Source organism: Halomonas sp. A3H3 (genome assembly GCF_000982975.1).
Lineage (GTDB): Bacteria > Pseudomonadota > Gammaproteobacteria > Pseudomonadales > Halomonadaceae > Vreelandella > Vreelandella titanicae.
On record NZ_HG423343.1, the window covers coordinates 4,268,240 to 4,285,058 of the forward strand.

A 16,819-nucleotide genomic window follows, 5' to 3' on the forward strand; every position below is an offset into this window, starting at 1 on the left:
TTCGAACTGATTACTGCGCGCTTCTACGCTGCTCAAGCTCCGTCATGTGCTTATGGAGAAGTAATTTGAACATTACAGATTTACCTTTCGGGGTCACGGATTGGTCTGAAATTGAGAGGACTGAGTACTCCGGAGAATACGGTGTTGCTTATTGGAAGACTCGAAATTTCGGGGATATCCGGGTTCGTATGGTTGAGTACAGTCCTGGCTATCTGGCGGATCATTGGTGTGCTAAAGGGCACATATTGCTCTGCCTCGAAGGTGAGCTTCATACTGAGCTAGATGATGGTCGTTGTTTTTTTCTCACACCTGGTTCGAGCTATCAAGTTGCCGACAATGCTGAACTTCATCGTTCTTCGACGGAGCAGGGAGCTAAGTTGTTCGTCGTCGATTAGCATCGCATAATCACTGTTATGTGTTATGTGTTATGTGTTATGTGTTATGGATAGGGAGTAAACGTATGGTCTTCGACTTACCTGCACCAGAGCAGCAAGACTCCAAGTCATTGGTTGGCAGTATTGCGGCTCGGCGCAGCGTGAGGGAGTACACGAATGCACTGCTCCCTATCGGTGTTTTGTCTCAATTGCTTTGGTCGGCCCAGGGCGTAACAGGGCCGGATACAAAAAGAGCAACGCCATCGGCAGGTGGATTATACCCGCTGCACCTAAAAATTTTGGTGCAGCGGGTATCGGAACTTGAGCCCGGTATCTATGAGTATCAGGCTGATAACCATTCGTTAAAGTTAATTGGGAACCGTGTTCCGGAAGGGGCAGTGCAAGTGCTAGGGATTGGCGATCAGCCATGGTTGGAAGAAGCGGCTCTCATCATCGGAGTTACCGCGAAACTTGGAGAGGCCGTTCGGCACTTTGAAGCTCAGCCACCCCAGGGAGAGCGCGGCGCTCGCTATGTATATATGGAAACTGGTGCTCTAGCACAAAATGTCCATCTTCAGAGTACTGCTCTCGGAGTTGGTTGTGTTCTAGTGGCAGGTTTCGACGATCCAAGGGTGAAGGAAGTATTGAGATTGCCTGCGGACTTGGATCCTACTGCGCTGCTTTGCATTGGGCAGCGGCGTACCTGATAGAGGAGTCGTCATTCATGTTCTCTGCTGAATTCTTGCTTACCTCGTTGGTTGTCGTACTTATTCCAGGCACAGGTGTTATCTTTACCGTTTCCATTGGCTTAATGTATGGGCGTCTGGCAAGCCTCTATGCTTCTCTCGGTTGTACACTTGGTATTGTGCCGCACCTACTGGCTACTGTTCTGGGCCTTGCGGCCATCATGCATACGAGCGCGATAGCATTTCAGCTGCTCAAGTATGCGGGTGTCGCGTATCTTCTTTACCTTGCCGTTGTTACTTGGCGTGATCGAAGCGCTTTCTCTGTTCATGAGGTGAAGCGAAAGGGGGATGCCGTTTCGCTTATGAGCAAAGCGTTCCTGCTGAATATCCTCAACCCCAAGCTGACCATTTTCTTCTTGGCCTTCTTGCCGCAGTTCGTTGCAACTGACGCCCAGTCATCATTAGGACAATTGTTCGGGCTGAGCGCTATTTTCATGGCGATGACATTTGTTGTCTTCGTCATCTACGGGCAGCTTGCCCATGCGTTTAGAGCAGCCGTTATTGAGTCACCGAAGATTCAGAGTTGGTTGCGCAGAAGCTTCTCAGCAGCGTTCGCGGGACTAGGCTTACAGCTCGCTCTGACTGAGCGGTAAGGCTTAACGTACAATCGTGCTAAATAAAGAGGGTGTGTTCTGGTTCAGCTCATCCCAGTGTTTGGCCTCTTTGGTTAATAAAAACGTCAATGCGACCTGGCTGCTGTTTACGCTCATCGTTTAGCTTCTCCCTTGACCGCCTACAGAAGATATTTGAGTACACATATGGCCTTTATTGAACCCGTCACCCTATCTGCGCGCGGCGTAAAAATCGTGCCGCTTACACTCAACCACGAAGCCGGTCTGCGCGCTGCCGCAGCGGACGGGGAGCTATGGAACCTGCGCATTACATCGGTACCAGCGCCTGACGAGACGCACCGCTATATTGATACTGCTTTGAAAGCCCGAGAGGAAGGCCACCGCTTTGCCTTTACCGTCATTGAAGAGGCCAGTGGTACGGTGCTTGGCTCTACGAGTTACCATGATATTTTGCCTGATGTAAAAAGAGTGGAAATTGGCTACACGTGGTACGCCAAGCGAGTGCAGCACACGCATGTCAACACCACTTGCAAGCTGCTGCTATTGACACACGCTTTCGAGACGCTGGGATGTAATGTAGTCGGCTGGCGTACTGACAACTTCAATTTTGCCAGTCAGCGTGCAATTGAGCGACTAGGCGCGAAAAAGGACGGCGTGATCCGTGGCAACGTGTTGCGCCGAGACGGTACTATTCGCGATACGGTGATGTATAGCCTGCACAAGGGCGAATGGTCAGAGGTGCGTGCGCATCTCGACTATCTGTTGAGCCGACCCCGTGCGTAGTGAGGAAAGCGTCGTGGCTTAGTTGATTAAGGCTTTGTAGTGTCGCTATATGCATGCTTAAACGCCATACAAGCATGACTGGATCCGTTTATTCAGGTGTTATGGCACGTGTTGAGGAGGTGGTATGTCGTTCGAAGAGTTACGGTCTGAAGTGCATAAAACTTACATGGAATACTATGTTGCTGGATTTAAGAGCAACGACGTAACGCTGATCGATAAAATGGTCAAATATCCAATCGCATATATTAAAAATGGCTCGGTGACAATGTGTGATTCCTATCCGATAGATCCCAAAAGCCTTAAAAAAGAAAAGAGTTGGGATCATTCTGTCGACTGGAAGTTTGAGGTGTCAGCTGTCAATGATAGTGAGGCTCATGCAGTTGCCTCTGCTGTCAGATGCAGAAAAGATGGTTCAAAAATTGAGAGTGTTCATGGGTTCTATGCTTTTACCAAGACGGCCGATGGATGGAAAATGTATGCCGTTGCGGATACTACCTTTTGATCATAACAATGCGCAGCAGTGCGCGGCTTGCAGCCAATGTGGGTCTTTTACAGAGCATCGCTTTGCTTCAAATTAAGTTTCTAGAGTCACAGTTTTCAGGTAATAAGGATCGTTAATGAAGAAAATGTTTCTAACTTCATCGTTTGCGGATGTGGCGGATCTATTTTTAAAATTTACCGGAGGGAAATGCGCTGGCAAAACGGCTACCTTCATTCCCACGGCGAGCCTCGTGGAAGAGGTGAGGTTTTATGTGTCCGCTGGCAAGGAAGCCCTCGAAAAGCTGGGTGTTATGGTTGATAAACTTGAAATTTCAACGGCGTCTAAAGATGAAATAGAGAGAAAGCTTCAAAAAAATGATTATATCTATATCACTGGTGGAAACACTTTCTTTTTACTTCAAGAGCTAAAAAGAACAGGTGCAGATAAAGCCATAATAGAACAAATAAATTCAGGGAAGATGTATATAGGTGAGTCAGCCGGTTCTATTGTTGTGTCGCGCGATATTGAGTATGTGAAGGACATGGATGATTTCACGGCAGCACCTAACGTAGGCTCTTTTTCCTCGCTAGGTCTCGTTGATTTTTATCCAGTCCCACACCATGCCAACTTTCCATTCAAAGAATCCGTTGAGAGCATCATCTCCAGTTATAAAGAGAAAATAGACCTTTGTCCAATTAGTAATACACAAGCAATTATCGTAAATGATAATAAGTTTGAAGTATGGCCTGACGAGGCTTAACAAATCTTAATAAAGCGAAACAGCACGTGGCTTGCAGCCTCCGAGCGCTTCTAAACTCGCGCCTTAGTGCTTGGCATTATAAGTATCCATCTGGCTAAAAGGAGCCGTAAGTGTTTGAGGTAAAAGCAACCCAACATGTGCTGGTGGTTAACGATCTTGAGAAGACCGAGAGTTACTTTCTCGACAAACGTTTGACGCAGCGGGCCTATACCCCCTCCACCAAGCCCTGGCTCAACGTTTAAACCATTGATCCAACAAACTAGCTGTGCGCCCATGCCTTAAATGGAGAGTCTAATTTTGAGCTATCTTGGTGGGTGTTGCTAAGAAACCTCGTAGCTATTTTGGCTTTTGACGGTTAAACACGATCAGAACTGAAGGAGAGACACATGGTAACCAACACAGAGCTTCATGGGGCTTGTCTTTGCGGGATTGTCAGCGTCACCGTTACCACCAAAAGCAACCATGTCGGCGTTTGTCACTGCTCGATGTGCAGGAAGTGGGGTGGGGGGCCGCTGTTTGCGGTGGAGTTTGCCGGTGATGTGGATTTTAACGGCTCGGAGCATATAACTACCTTCAGTTCCTCAGAGTGGGCTGAGCGTGGTTTCTGCCAACAGTGTGGCACCCACCTCTTCTATCGCTTAAAGCAGGGTGGGCATTACGCGCTTCCCGTTGGCCTTCTTGATAGCGCGGATGATTGGAAAATAACCGAACAGATATTTATCGACCAAAAGCCCCCTTACTATTCACTAGCAGAAAAAACCAAGCAACTGACGGGGGAAGAAGTGTTTGCTCAATTTGGGGAGCAGTAGAGGCTCAGTTCATGGTACACCAATTCCACTCTCTTACTAATGCTGGCTTGAACCGGAGCTTGGGTTTGCCAAAATGAGGGTTATAACCGGCATCACTTGACTTGGCAAGGAGAGAGCCTTCATCAGCGGGCGCTACGTAATGTGTGGTAATCGACGGGGGAGCTTATGAGCGACAAGAGCAGAATCAGCTTGCAGTGCGTGGTGGGCGATATCGCTCGACAGTCCGATGTAGATGCCGTGGTTAATGCCGCCAATGCACAATTGAGAACCGGTGGGGGCGTTGCCGGGGCACTTCATCGCGCTGCTGGGTCCGGCCTGGCCGAAGAGGGGCAGTCAATGGCGCCCATCAACCCGGGCCAAGCGGTACTCACCGGCGGTCATAATCTGCCCAACCGCTGGGTGATTCACTGCCTGGGCCCGGTATACGGCGTCGACAAGCCGGAGGATCAACTGCTGGCGGACTGTTACCGCAATGCGCTGAAACTGGCCGACGAGCACGGTATTGAACGGCTTGCTTTCCCGGCACTGTCTACCGGTGCTTTCGGCTACCCGGCGGAAGAAGCCGCTCAGGTGTGTGCGGCTACCCTCGAAGCCATACTGCCCAGCTTGCATAAAGTGCGCCTGATCCGCTTTGTGCTGTTCGACGAAGCAGCCCGGCATACCCTCCACCAAGCTCTGGCTCAACGCTTAACCATTGATCCAGTAGACTAGCTGTAGCGCCAATTGTTTAGCTGACGCATGCATGAGAGCTGAGTGGAGGCTGCTGCTTCTGCTTAGTAGGGGGCAGCTTTAGCACCGCTGCGCTGCCGCGGGTGCACTTGAGCTTATTTTATAGCACTATCACGCCGCGTATTCTCCAGCTCCTCAATCATTCGGCGCGCTGCATTAGAAAGCGTTCGATTGGTATGCACCAAATAGCCCAGCGGTCGGTAAATAGGCGGGGTGTCTACCTTTAGCTCTACCAGTTCGCTGTCGATCATCTTTTCCGGCAGCAGGCTCCAGCCTAATCCTACGCTGCACATCATTTTTAGCGTTTCTAAATAGTTGGTCGCCATGCTTACAGGCAATTGAAGACCAGCTTCGTTAAAACGTTTCGCAATAAGTGACCCTGTAAAGGTCTTCGCCCCCGGCATTACGCAGTTGAATTCACACAGGTCGGCCAATGACCGGAGGCTTTGAGGTGCCGGGTCTTGGTTGGCAAGTGGGTGGTCAATCGCACAGGTAAAACAGAGCCGATCACGCCAGAGCTCTACGACCTGCAGTTGTTCATGAGGGTGGGGGGCGAGAGTCACCACCGCCATTTCCAGAGTGCCATCCAGCACCCCCAGGTAAGCCTGCTCAGAATCCAGAAAGTGCAGGTCGAGTTCGACTTCCGGATGGCGCTGGGTGTACCGCTTTAATAGTGGTGGTAAGCGGTGCAGGCCAATATGGTGGCTGGTGGCCAGGGTAAGCTTGCCACCCACTTGGCCAGACAGGTTGGCTAGTGCCCGGCGGCTGTCCTCAACGGTAAACAGGATGCGCCTCGCTTGGGGCAGTAAGACATTACCGGCTTCGGTTAGCGCAATACGCCGACCAATGCGGTCAAACAGCCGTGCACCTACCTGAGACTCCAAGGTAGCGATGCGTTTGCTAACGGCGGGCTGGGTAAGATAAAGCTGCTCCGCTGCGCGAGAGAAACTTTGCGTATCGGCGACAGCCAGAAAGGCTTGTAGGCTTTGGGTATCCACTTACGAATCCTTGATTAAGCATTCCTGTTTGGAATCTAATCTATGAATAACATGAATTGCTTTTATGCGCGAGTCGCGTAACACTTGTGCTATCGACATATAAGCAGCACGAAGAGGCTGCGTTACCGAACTAGCAGGGCACCGCCCAGGAGAGCCACATGTCAGGTCAAACCCTTTACGACAAACTCTGGAATCAGCACTTGGTTAAACAGCGTGATGACGGCACCGCGTTGATCTATATCGACCGCCAGCTGCTTCACGAAGTGACCTCGCCTCAAGCGTTTGAAGGCCTGCGTTTAGCTAATCGTAAGCCGTGGCGTTTGGATGCCAACTTGGCTACGCCCGACCATAACGTGCCGACAACCATTAAAGAGCGCGCCGAGGGCAACAGCGGTATTAAAGACCCGGTGTCGCTGATTCAGGTGCAAACCCTGGACGATAACTGCCTTGAGTACGGCATCGAAGAGTTCAAAATCAACGATCCGCGTCAGGGCATCGTGCACGTGGTCGGCCCAGAGCAGGGCGCAACGCTGCCGGGTATGACCGTGGTATGCGGCGACTCCCATACCGCTACCCACGGTGCCTTTGGCGCCTTGGCCCACGGTATCGGTACCTCGGAAGTTGAGCACGTAATGGCGACCCAGTGTTTGCTGGCGCAAAAAATGAAGAATATGCAGGTGCGCGTGGAAGGTGAGCTGGGCCTGGGCGTGACTGCTAAAGACGTGGTGCTGGCGATTATTGGCAAGATCGGCACCGCTGGCGGCACCGGCTATGCCATTGAATTTGCCGGTAGCGCGATTGCTTCGCTCTCTATGGAAGGGCGCATGACCGTATGTAACATGGCTATTGAGGCGGGCGCACGAGTAGGTTTGATCGCCGTGGACGACACCACGATTGATTACCTTGCCAAGCGTCCTTTCGCGCCCACGGCAGAGCAGTGGGAAGCCGCCGTGGCGGACTGGCGCAATCTGGTGTCTGACGACGATGCGCAGTTCGATAAAGTGGTTACTTTGCAGGCTAAAGAGATCGAGCCACAGGTGAGCTGGGGCACCAGCCCGGAAATGGTCACCGGTATTTCCGGCCAAGTGCCCGATCCCAGCGCTGCGCTGGATGAAACCGTTCAGCGCAGCCACACTCGTGCCTTAGAGTACATGGGCCTTCACGCCAATCAGAAAATCACTGATATCAAGCTGGATAAAATCTTTATCGGCTCCTGCACCAACTCGCGTATTGAAGATTTACGTGAAGCCGCCAAAGTCGCCAAGGGCAAAAAGGTAGCTGATTCCATCAAGCTGGCCATGGTGGTGCCGGGTTCTGGCTTGGTGAAGCGCCAAGCTGAAGCGGAAGGTTTGGATAAGATCTTTATTGAAGCAGGCTTTGAGTGGCGCGAGCCGGGCTGCTCCATGTGTTTGGCCATGAACGCGGATAAGCTGGGTGCCGGTGAACACTGCGCCTCTACTTCTAACCGAAACTTTGAAGGGCGCCAGGGTTACGGTGGCCGCACGCACTTGGTCAGTCCAGCCATGGCAGCGGCAGCGGCGATTGCCGGTCACTTTGTTGATGTTCGCAGCTTGCCCGCTAACGACGCCACTCACGCTCAGGAGGCCTAAACCATGAAAAAATTTGAACGTTTTGAAGGCGTGGTAGCACCCCTTGACCGCGCCAACGTCGACACCGACTTGATTATCCCGAAGCAGTTTTTGAAGTCGATCAAGCGCACCGGCTTTGGCGTTAACCTGTTTGACGAACTGCGTTACTTGGATGAAGGCCAGCCGGGGCAGGACTGCTCACAGCGCCCGCTGAACCCTGATTTCGTCTTGAACCAGCCGCGTTTCAAAGGCGCGGAAGTGCTACTTGCTCGGCGCAATTTTGGCTGCGGCAGCTCTCGTGAACACGCGCCTTGGGCGCTGGAAGATTTCGGTTTCAAGGTAGTGATTGCGCCTAGCTTTGCCGATATCTTCTACAACAACTCGTTCAAGAACGGCATTTTGCTGATTACCTTCCCAGAAGACGTAATAGATCGCCTGTTTGCCGAGGTGGATGCCAATGAAGGCTACCAGTTGGATGTGGACTTGGAGAACCAGCGGGTCATTACCCCGAGCGGTGAGATTTTAGAGTTTGAAGTGGATGAGTTCCGCAAACACTGCCTGCTGGAAGGGCTGGACGATATTGGTCTGACGCTAAAAGACGAAGACGCCATTCGTGCTTTTGAGCAGAAGCATAAAGCTGCGCGCCCCTGGTTGTTCCGGCAGTCTGCCTAAACGCTTTCCAGTTTTCACAGTAAGTTTGATAGCGCGTTGCAACCCCATTGCAATGCGCAAAGCGGCCAAAGTCGCTCGATAACATGTTAAGGAATCAGCATGACGCATAAAGTTTTATTGCTGCCGGGTGATGGTATTGGCCCCGAGATTGCCGCACAGGCGGCACGCTTGTTGAAGGCGTGCCAGGAAGCGGGCTTGGATATTGAAGTAGAAGAGGCGCTGGTGGGCGGCTCTGCCTATGATGTCCACGGCGAGCCTCTGCCCGCAGAAACCCTGGAAAAAGCTAAAGCAGCCAGTGCGATTTTGTTGGGCGCAGTGGGTGGCCCCAAGTGGGACAAAATTGAAGATCTCTCCAAGCGTCCGGAAAAAGGCCTGCTGGGGCTGCGTAAAAACCTTGGATTGTTCGGCAATCTGCGCCCGGCAATGCTCTACCCGCAGTTGGCCAGCGCCTCTAGCCTGAAGCCAGAACTGGTGGCCGGGCTGGATATTATGATCGTTCGCGAACTCACCGGCGGCATTTACTTCGGCCAGCCCCGTGGCATTGAAGTACGAAATGGCGAGCGGGTCGGTTTTAACACCTATATTTATTCTGAAAGCGAAATTGAGCGCATTGGCCGCGTCGCCTTTGAAATGGCCCAGAAGCGTGGCAAGAAACTTTGCTCAGTAGATAAAGCTAACGTGCTGGAAGTGACCATCTTGTGGCGTGAAGTGATGGAGCGTTTAGCGCCGGAATACCCGGACGTTGAGCTTTCCCATATGTACGTCGATAACGCCGCCATGCAGCTGGTGCGCGCACCCAAGCAGTTTGACGTGGTGGTGACTGGCAATATGTTTGGCGACATTCTTTCCGACGCTGCCGCTATGCTGACCGGCTCCATCGGTATGCTGCCTTCTGCTTCGCTAAACGAAAGCGGGCAGGGCATGTACGAGCCATGCCACGGTAGCGCGCCGGATATTGCCGGCCAGAACGTGGCTAACCCGCTGGCCATGATGCTTTCGGTGGCCATGATGTTGCGCTACTCATTAAACGAGCAGGCCATGGCAGAGCGCATTGAAGCCGCCGTCGGCAGCGTGCTGGATGACGGCCTGCGCACTGCGGATATTGCCTCTGAAGGTATGCAGACCATTGGCACCGACGCTATGGGCGATGCGGTATTGGCGGCGTTTGCTAAGCAGTAAAGTATTGGTAATGCGTCTGTGTTAAGGGCGCCTGGGGCAGGCCGTAGAGGGGGTCATTTGCCATGGATGGCAAATGTAGCGCCCAGGGATGGGTTCACAGCGCCCCCTCATAGGCCTGTCGCAGGGGTAGCCCTTAACCTATCTCCTGGTTTCAAAATCACCGTAAAGAAGTGTGTATAATGTGAGTACTCATTCTTTGCAGGAGGACTTCATATGTTGAAAGTCGGTTTCGTGGGATGGCGTGGCATGGTGGGCTCAGTGCTGATGCAGCGCATGCAGGAAGATGGTGATTTCAACGGCATCGAGCCGGTGTTCTTCACCACCTCCCAGGTAGGCCAGCCCGGCCCCGACATCGGTGTCGACGTACCTCCGCTGAAAGATGCCTTTGATATTGAAGCGCTCAAAGCGTTGGATGTTGTTGTCACCTGCCAGGGCGGTGACTACACCAAGCCAGTTTATAAAGATCTTCGCAGCGCAGGTTGGAAGGGCTACTGGATTGACGCCGCCAGTACCCTGCGCATGGAAGATGAAGCGACGATCGTGCTGGATCCAGTCAACCGCAAGGTTATCGACGACCAGCTAGCCAAGGGCGCTAAAACCTTTGTGGGCGGCAACTGTACCGTGAGCCTAATGCTGATGGGCTTGGGCGGTCTGTTTGAAGCCGATATGGTCGAGTGGATGACCTCCATGACCTACCAGGCGGCTTCTGGTTCGGGCGCTAAGCACATGCGCGAGCTGCTCAACCAAATGGGCCAACTGCGCGACAGCGTCGGCGAAGAGCTAAAAGATCCGTCAAGCGCGATTCTGGATATCGACCGCAAAGTAACGGCTGCCATGCGCAGCGGTGACTTCCCGACCGATAACTTTGCCGCACCGCTGGCAGGTAGCTTGCTGCCGTGGATCGATACCAAGCTAGATAACGGCCAGAGCCGCGAAGAGTGGAAGGGCAGCGTTGAGACCAATAAGATTCTCGGGCTCGACAACAACCCGATCCCCATCGATGGCCTGTGTGTGCGTATCGGCGCGATGCGCTCGCACAGCCAGGCGTTCACTATCAAGCTGAAGCATGATGTGCCGTTGGATGAGATCGAAGATCGCATCGCCAAGCACAACGAGTGGGTCAAGCTGATTCCTAACGATAAAGACGCCACCATTGCTGGTCTAACGCCTGCGGCTGCCACTGGCACGCTGCAAGTGCCGGTTGGGCGCCTGCGTAAACTGCAAATGGGCGGTGAATACCTCTCGGCATTTAGCGTGGGTGACCAGTTGCTGTGGGGCGCCGCAGAGCCGCTGAAGCGTATGTTGAAGATTCTTCGCGAACAGTAATTGTTTATTGTTGTACGCCAGTCGAAAACGGGAAGCTGTTCGCAGCTTCCCGTTTTTTTTTTCGGCTAGTCATCTTGATAGTGGGAATAACGCCGTTATTTCGTTAAGTTATGACAAGAAAACTTAGTAAAATTATCTGGCATCAGTCGTTAAAAGTAAGTAGGTGATCAGGGAACATTCATGAAAAAATCACTGGCATGGATTACATGGCTCTCGTTGAGTGCAGTAAGTCCGGTTGCGCTGGCCGTTGGTTTTGGGCAGGCGAGTGTCAGCTCATATCTGGATGCGCCTTTAGATGCTTCGATCCCTCTGCTCGAAAGCAGTGATTACGCCCTCGACGAGATTCATATCAGCGTTGCCGAGCCACCAGCCTTTGCCTCAGCAGGCCTTGAGTGGACGCCATTAGCGGCCAGCGTGCGCGTCCAGATTCAAGAGCAGCAGGGGCGCCGGCAGGTACGCTTAAGCTCTGATAAAACGATCCAGGAGCCCTGGCTTGATTTGCTGTTAACGGTGGAGTTGCCAGACGGGCAGCAGTTTCGTGACATAACACTACTGTTTGATCCCCAAGGCTATGCTCAGAATCAAGCGCTTGCTCAAAATGCTGCCCCCAGCTCGTCAGCAGTAAGCAGTGTCGTCACGCCTCCGCTTGCTCAGCCCAGTTCGACGTCGCCATCGAGTGCCTATGTGGGTAGCGGCGATACCCTATGGAGCGTTGCCGAGCGTATTAAACCTGACGAGGTGAGCGTACAGCAGATGATGCTGGCGCTGCTGGAGGCCAACTCTGAGGTCTTTCCATCGGGCAATATAAATGACATGCGTGCAGAGCAAACACTTCGGGTGCCTAATTCTGAACGCATTCTGGCGCGCTCTCACGGTGATGCCGATGCTGCTATCAAAGCGATGAATGAAGCCTGGCAGCAACGCCGCAATGGCTCATTGCAAACAGTAATGCTACCGAAGGTTGAAGTCGCCACGCCTGTTTCTGCTGCCTCCATAGCCGCCGACCAAGCTGGGGTTGAAGAAGAAGTCGACGAGCCTGAAGCAATAACGCGTTCGGAGCTGACCGAGCAACTGCACCTAAGCCAAGCGACATTACAGCAGGTTCGTGAAGAGCGTGAGTTGATGCGCGCTGAGCTTGATGAGCTGCGTGGTGAGGTTGCCTCCCTAACGCAGGCGCTAAGCGATACGTTGGCTGCTCAAGAGCCACCTTCAGCGCCACTCATTGCTAGCATGGATGAGACGAAGAGCCCGGGTGTGGCTGGCTTAATTGAGCGCTACCAGTGGACGTTGGCTTTGGCCGCCATCACACTGCTGCTAGTGCTGTTGGCATGGTTACGTAAGCGCCGAGAGGAGACCTGGGAAGACATTCCGCTGGCTGAACCCGTGGTTAAGCCAGCGGCTTCGCCTCGCGTAGACCCCAAGGCTGAGAACGATGCTCTTGCCACTAACGCCGCGTCGACATTAGATACTGATCAGTGGCTGGTCGACGATCAAGGGCAGACGCCATCGCAAGACGACCCCCTTCGCTATGAAAAAAGCCAGGCATCGGGACTCGCTGAGCAGGGGCGTCAGCGGAGGCTGAAGCTATACGCTGTTTCCGCTGACCATTCTCAAAATGTCTCTTTAGCACCGCCGCCGAGTTCTACGCCCATGAGCCAACTGCTAGCTTCTATCCGTGCCGGTATGCCTGCCTCTGAGCCTGCGGCTGCTAATGCTCATGTGCAGCAAACCGACAAGCCTTCTGAAACAGCTGAGGACCCAGACCATCGCTTTATCGATTACCACCCGCCGATCTTAAACAGCGCTTCGCCCACCCATGATGGTCAGCGCACCGAGACCCCAATGCAGCCCACGGTGGAGTTCTTCAGTGAGTCGCATGCCGCACCGGTGCCTCCCGCGAAACAGCCATGTAGGCCAGTTGAAGAGGAGTGGGAAATTGAAGAGGTAGCATTCAAGCCGCGAGGCCTGGATAATAGCGATCCTTCAAAATCTTCAAAATGATGTGGCTTGATGACGCTGTTCTATCACTTCGATGAGAAAATTCCGCTTACCGGCCGCTTGGCAATGGGGATCGAGTACGACGGTACCCGCTACTGCGGTTTTCAGCGCTTAAACCACGCCGCATCGGTTCAGGCATCGTTAGAGGATGCGCTGTCCAAGGTGGCCAATGAGCCTATCCGGGTGAATGCCAGTGGGCGCACCGATTCGGGGGTGCATGCGACCCGTCAGATCGTCCACTTTGACCCGCCGGTAGGGCGCTCCGAAAAAGCCTGGATCTTTGGCGCTAATACCCATTTGCCCCGCGATGTTGCTGTACGCTGGGTGAAACCAGTGGGCGATGACTTTCATTCACGCCTATGCGCCCTGGGGCGCCGCTACCGCTACGTGCTGTTGAACCAGATCAGCCGCCCTGTATTGGAGCGGGCCAATGTGACCTGGTGCCGTGACCCGTTAGACGCCGATGCCATGCACCGGGCCGCCCAGGCGCTGGTAGGCGAGCACGATTTTTCCAGCTTCCGTGCCGCTGGGTGTCAGTCCAAAACCCCCTGGCGACATATGCACTTTGTGGACGTAAAGCGCTACGGCCAGTTGGTGATGATCGATATTCAAGGCAACGCGTTCTTACACCACATGATTCGCAACATTGCCGGGGCCCTGGTGAGCGTCGGGCGTGGTGCCCAGGATGAAGCTTATATTGGTGAACTTTTAGCGCTTAAAAACCGTCGCAAAGGGGATGTGACGGCACCCGCCTGCGGGCTGCATTTTGTCGATTCGGTCTACGATGAGCGCTTTGATCTGCCTAAAGAGCCGTTGGGGCCGCATCTGCTCTCATTTACTGGAGAGTGGACGGGAGAGCGCGAGCTTCCTGATACGCCACGGGTGGCCTATCGACGCAATCGCTCGTTGTGTAACCCGGCAGCTACCCCTAAACAGGAGGCGTCGTCATGAGTGCTGCTCCGCAAACCCGCACCCGAATCAAGTTCTGTGGTTTTACGCGTGGTGAGGATATTGATCTCGCCGTGGCGCTGGGCGTGGATGCCTTGGGTTTCGTTATGTGGCCAAAAAGTGCGCGCAGCGTGAATATCGAACAACTGGCGGCGCTCTCTGCCCGTGTGCCTGCCTTTGTGACCCGTGTGGGGCTGTTTGTCGACCAGCCTGCTGAGCTCATTGAGCAGTGCTTGCCTTATCTCGATATGCTTCAGTTTCATGGCAATGAAACGCCCGATGATTGCCAGCGCTTTTTGCTACCCTGGATGAAAGCGCTGCGCATGCGCGATGAGATAGATCTTACCCATGAGGCAGAGCGCTATCATCATGCTCAGGCGCTGCTGCTAGACGCGTATCGACCGGGGACGCCGGGGGGAACGGGGGAGACCTTTGATTGGTCTAGAATTCCCGCAAATCTTGCAAAACCTGTTATCCTCGCCGGTGGGCTGAGTGCTGATAACATTGCTGACGCTGTGCGTCAGGTAGCGCCTTATGCAGTGGATGTGTCCGGTGGTATTGAAGCCTCTCACGGCTGTAAAGATGCTGACAAAATGGCGTCTTTCGTGCGTCATGTGGCGTTAGCCGACACCCACTAGCGTTCCCCGCATAAGTTTATGTAAGCCTAGTTTTTGTGTAATTTATGCGTATTGCTTATGGGTATTTTATCGAGCTACGTGTTTACGTCGATTCATTTATTGTTTGCCTGCTCTGGCGATCTTGTGAGGTATCCCTGTGACTGTTTCTGCGACGCCTACACCAAAAACCAAGTTCAGCGATCTGACCCGAATGCCGGATGCCCGTGGTCATTTTGGCCCTTACGGCGGTCGGTTTGTGTCAGAAACCCTGAGCTTTGCGTTGGAAGAGTTGGAGAAGACGTACTTAAGCCTGCGTGATGACCCCGACTTTCAGGCCGAGTTTGACTACGATCTTGCCCACTATGTGGGACGTCCATCGCCGCTCTACCACGCCAAACGCTGGTCGGCGAGTCTTGGGGGCGCACAGATTTGGTTGAAACGGGAAGATCTGAATCATACCGGCGCTCACAAGGTAAACAACACCATTGGTCAGGCACTGCTGGCCAAAAAAACCGGCAAACCACGCATTATCGCTGAAACCGGGGCGGGCCAGCATGGCGTTGCCTCGGCGACCGTTGCTGCTCGCCTAGGGCTTGAGTGCGACGTGTATATGGGGGCTGAAGACGTACAGCGCCAAAAGCTTAACGTTTACCGTATGCGCCTACTGGGCGCTCGGGTCATTCCGGTAGAGTCCGGTACCCGCACCCTCAAAGACGCCATGAACGAAGCGCTGCGTGACTGGGTCACCAACGTTGACAACACCTTCTATATCATCGGTACCGTGGCGGGCCCGCACCCTTATCCGCTGCTGGTGCGCGATTTCAACGCGGTGGTGGGGCGTGAAGCGCGCCGCCAGTCGCTGGAGCAGATCGGCCGTCTTCCCGATGCGCTGATTGCCTGCGTGGGCGGTGGCTCTAATGCTTTGGGTCTGTTCTACCCCTTTGTGGAAGATGACGACGTGGCCATGTATGGCGTGGAGGCCGGTGGCGATGGCGTCGAAACCGGCCGCCACGCGGCGCCGCTGTCATCCAATGCGCCGCGCGGCGTGCTCCACGGTAATCGCACCTACTTAATGTCAGATGAAGCCGGGCAGGTGTCGGATACGCACTCTATTTCAGCTGGCCTGGATTATCCTGGCGTAGGCCCCGAACACGCGCTTTGGAAAGACGTGGGTCGGGTCTCCTATGTGGCCGCTAACGATAAAGAAGTGCTCGAAGCGTTTCGCGAGCTGACCCACATGGAAGGCATTATGCCGGCCCTTGAGTCGGCCCATGCGCTGGCCCATGCCAAGGTATTGGCGCCTACCATGCGTCCTGACCAGCATATTGTGGTCAACCTCTCCGGGCGTGGCGACAAAGACATCATGACCGTTGCTAAGATTGATGGCATCGAATTTTAAGGTCAGCTTTTTTTAAGGGCGAGCATGAACCGTATTGATCAGCGTTTCAGTGAACTTAAGCAGCAGGGCCGCAAGGCCCTGATTCCTTACATCACCGCAGGTGATCCAGCACCTCAGTACACCGTTGGTTTTATGCATGCTTTGGTGGAAGCAGGCGCCGATGTGATTGAGCTAGGCGTGCCTTTTTCCGACCCCATGGCGGATGGCCCGGTGATTCAAAAAGCCTGTGAGCGTGCGTTAAAGCAGGGCACACGGCTGGTCGACCTTATGCAGATGGTCAAAGAGTTCCGCCAAACCGATACCACCACACCGGTTGTGTTGATGGGCTACTTGAATCCGATTGAGCGAATTGGCTACGAAAACTTTGCCGATCAAGCTGCCAGCGTGGGCGTTGATGGTGTGCTGATAGTGGATATGCCGCCTGAAGAGGCCGAAGAGATTGGGCCACTGCTGAAATCGCGAGATTTAGCGGCGATTTTTTTGGTTGCGCCTACCACTTCTAACCAGCGTGCCGCTACAATATGCGCCCATGGCGAGGGCTACCTCTACTACGTTTCGCTGAAAGGCGTGACCGGTGCCGCCACCCTGAACGCAGACGATGTGGCCGAGCACTTGGCGCCGCTGCGGGGGATGACCGATTTACCGCTATGTGTTGGTTTCGGTATCCGCGATGGCGTGACGGCCGCTGAAGTAGCTAAAGTCGCCGATGGTGTGATTGTAGGTAGCGCTTTGGTTAACCGCATCGCTGAAAGTGTCGATGCGCCGGAAACCATTGCGGGCCAGTTGAAAAGTGTATTAGCAGAGATGCGTACGGCGATGGATCCCTAAAGCGAATTGCT

The 16,819-nt window shown here is 53.7% G+C and carries 19 protein-coding genes; 18 read left to right on the forward strand and 1 reads right to left on the reverse strand.

Features of this window, described 5'->3' with window-relative positions; translation table 11 throughout:
* Nucleotides 1-65: 65 nt before the first annotated feature.
* The 9 genes from HALA3H3_RS19315 to HALA3H3_RS19350 all read left to right on the forward strand — a co-directional run bounded on the left by HALA3H3_RS19315 (nucleotide 66) and on the right by HALA3H3_RS19350 (nucleotide 5,236).
* Nucleotides 66-395 (forward strand): DHCW motif cupin fold protein, encoded by a 330-nt coding sequence (locus HALA3H3_RS19315; RefSeq protein ID WP_022523204.1) that lies wholly within the window; start codon nucleotides 66-68, stop codon nucleotides 393-395.
* Between the two features lie 65 nt (nucleotides 396-460).
* A complete protein-coding gene (locus HALA3H3_RS19320) occupies nucleotides 461-1,081 on the forward strand; it encodes a SagB/ThcOx family dehydrogenase (protein ID WP_022523205.1) in 621 nt (206 codons plus the stop codon).
* A 17-nt stretch (nucleotides 1,082-1,098) separates the two neighbouring features.
* Complete coding sequence (locus HALA3H3_RS19325) at nucleotides 1,099-1,713, forward strand: LysE family translocator (RefSeq protein WP_053857046.1); 615 nt, start codon at nucleotides 1,099-1,101, stop codon at nucleotides 1,711-1,713.
* Nucleotides 1,714-1,878: 165 nt separating this feature from the next.
* A complete protein-coding gene (locus tag HALA3H3_RS19330) occupies nucleotides 1,879-2,475 on the forward strand; it encodes a GNAT family N-acetyltransferase (protein WP_022523207.1) in 597 nt (198 codons plus the stop codon).
* 124 nt (nucleotides 2,476-2,599) lie between these two features.
* A complete protein-coding gene (locus tag HALA3H3_RS19335; protein ID WP_022523208.1) occupies nucleotides 2,600-2,977 on the forward strand; it encodes a hypothetical protein in 378 nt (125 codons plus the stop codon).
* 115 nt (nucleotides 2,978-3,092) lie between these two features.
* The gene (locus HALA3H3_RS19340; RefSeq protein WP_022523209.1) at nucleotides 3,093-3,716 is read left to right on the forward strand and encodes a peptidase E; all 624 of its coding nucleotides are present in this window, start codon (nucleotides 3,093-3,095) and stop codon (nucleotides 3,714-3,716) included.
* Between the two features lie 110 nt (nucleotides 3,717-3,826).
* Nucleotides 3,827-3,958 (forward strand): hypothetical protein, encoded by a 132-nt coding sequence (locus tag HALA3H3_RS27690; RefSeq protein ID WP_258955965.1) that lies wholly within the window; start codon nucleotides 3,827-3,829, stop codon nucleotides 3,956-3,958.
* Nucleotides 3,959-4,102: 144 nt separating this feature from the next.
* Nucleotides 4,103-4,525, forward strand: a complete 423-nt coding sequence (locus tag HALA3H3_RS19345) for a GFA family protein (protein WP_022523210.1) — start codon at nucleotides 4,103-4,105, stop codon at nucleotides 4,523-4,525.
* 165 nt (nucleotides 4,526-4,690) lie between these two features.
* Nucleotides 4,691-5,236 carry a macro domain-containing protein gene (locus tag HALA3H3_RS19350; protein WP_022523211.1) on the forward strand — a complete coding sequence of 182 codons (546 nt, stop codon included), beginning with the start codon at nucleotides 4,691-4,693 and terminating at the stop codon, nucleotides 5,234-5,236.
* 113 nt (nucleotides 5,237-5,349) lie between these two features.
* On the opposite strand, the gene HALA3H3_RS19355 is transcribed toward HALA3H3_RS19350, so the two are convergent.
* The gene (locus tag HALA3H3_RS19355; protein ID WP_022523212.1) at nucleotides 5,350-6,252 is read right to left on the reverse strand and encodes a LysR family transcriptional regulator; all 903 of its coding nucleotides are present in this window, start codon (nucleotides 6,250-6,252) and stop codon (nucleotides 5,350-5,352) included.
* A gap of 158 nt (nucleotides 6,253-6,410) precedes the next feature.
* Between HALA3H3_RS19355 and leuC the strand changes: the two genes are divergently transcribed.
* The 9 genes from leuC (at nucleotide 6,411) to trpA (ending at nucleotide 16,808) form a co-directional block, all read left to right on the forward strand.
* The gene (gene leuC / locus HALA3H3_RS19360) at nucleotides 6,411-7,862 is read left to right on the forward strand and encodes a 3-isopropylmalate dehydratase large subunit (protein ID WP_022523213.1); all 1,452 of its coding nucleotides are present in this window, start codon (nucleotides 6,411-6,413) and stop codon (nucleotides 7,860-7,862) included.
* A gap of 3 nt (nucleotides 7,863-7,865) precedes the next feature.
* Entirely contained in the window at nucleotides 7,866-8,513 is a 648-nt protein-coding gene (leuD, locus tag HALA3H3_RS19365) for a 3-isopropylmalate dehydratase small subunit (RefSeq protein ID WP_009286958.1), read from the forward strand.
* Between the two features lie 99 nt (nucleotides 8,514-8,612).
* Nucleotides 8,613-9,692, forward strand: coding sequence for a 3-isopropylmalate dehydrogenase (gene leuB, locus HALA3H3_RS19370; RefSeq protein ID WP_022523214.1), 1,080 nt, complete (start codon nucleotides 8,613-8,615; stop codon nucleotides 9,690-9,692).
* A gap of 213 nt (nucleotides 9,693-9,905) precedes the next feature.
* Nucleotides 9,906-11,018 carry an aspartate-semialdehyde dehydrogenase gene (asd, locus tag HALA3H3_RS19375; protein WP_022523215.1) on the forward strand — a complete coding sequence of 371 codons (1,113 nt, stop codon included), beginning with the start codon at nucleotides 9,906-9,908 and terminating at the stop codon, nucleotides 11,016-11,018.
* A gap of 180 nt (nucleotides 11,019-11,198) precedes the next feature.
* Nucleotides 11,199-13,019 (forward strand): type IV pilus assembly protein FimV, encoded by a 1,821-nt coding sequence (locus HALA3H3_RS19380; protein WP_022523216.1) that lies wholly within the window; start codon nucleotides 11,199-11,201, stop codon nucleotides 13,017-13,019.
* Between the two features lie 9 nt (nucleotides 13,020-13,028).
* Nucleotides 13,029-13,967 carry a tRNA pseudouridine(38-40) synthase TruA gene (gene truA / locus HALA3H3_RS19385; RefSeq protein ID WP_022523217.1) on the forward strand — a complete coding sequence of 313 codons (939 nt, stop codon included), beginning with the start codon at nucleotides 13,029-13,031 and terminating at the stop codon, nucleotides 13,965-13,967.
* Nucleotides 13,964-14,602 (forward strand): phosphoribosylanthranilate isomerase, encoded by a 639-nt coding sequence (locus HALA3H3_RS19390; protein WP_022523218.1) that lies wholly within the window; start codon nucleotides 13,964-13,966, stop codon nucleotides 14,600-14,602. Before truA ends, HALA3H3_RS19390 begins: the two co-directional genes overlap by 4 nt.
* Nucleotides 14,603-14,792: 190 nt before the next feature.
* Complete coding sequence (gene trpB / locus HALA3H3_RS19395) at nucleotides 14,793-15,980, forward strand: tryptophan synthase subunit beta (protein WP_170834129.1); 1,188 nt, start codon at nucleotides 14,793-14,795, stop codon at nucleotides 15,978-15,980.
* A 24-nt stretch (nucleotides 15,981-16,004) separates the two neighbouring features.
* Complete coding sequence (trpA, locus tag HALA3H3_RS19400) at nucleotides 16,005-16,808, forward strand: tryptophan synthase subunit alpha (protein WP_022523220.1); 804 nt, start codon at nucleotides 16,005-16,007, stop codon at nucleotides 16,806-16,808.
* The last annotated feature ends 11 nt before the right edge of the window (nucleotides 16,809-16,819 follow it).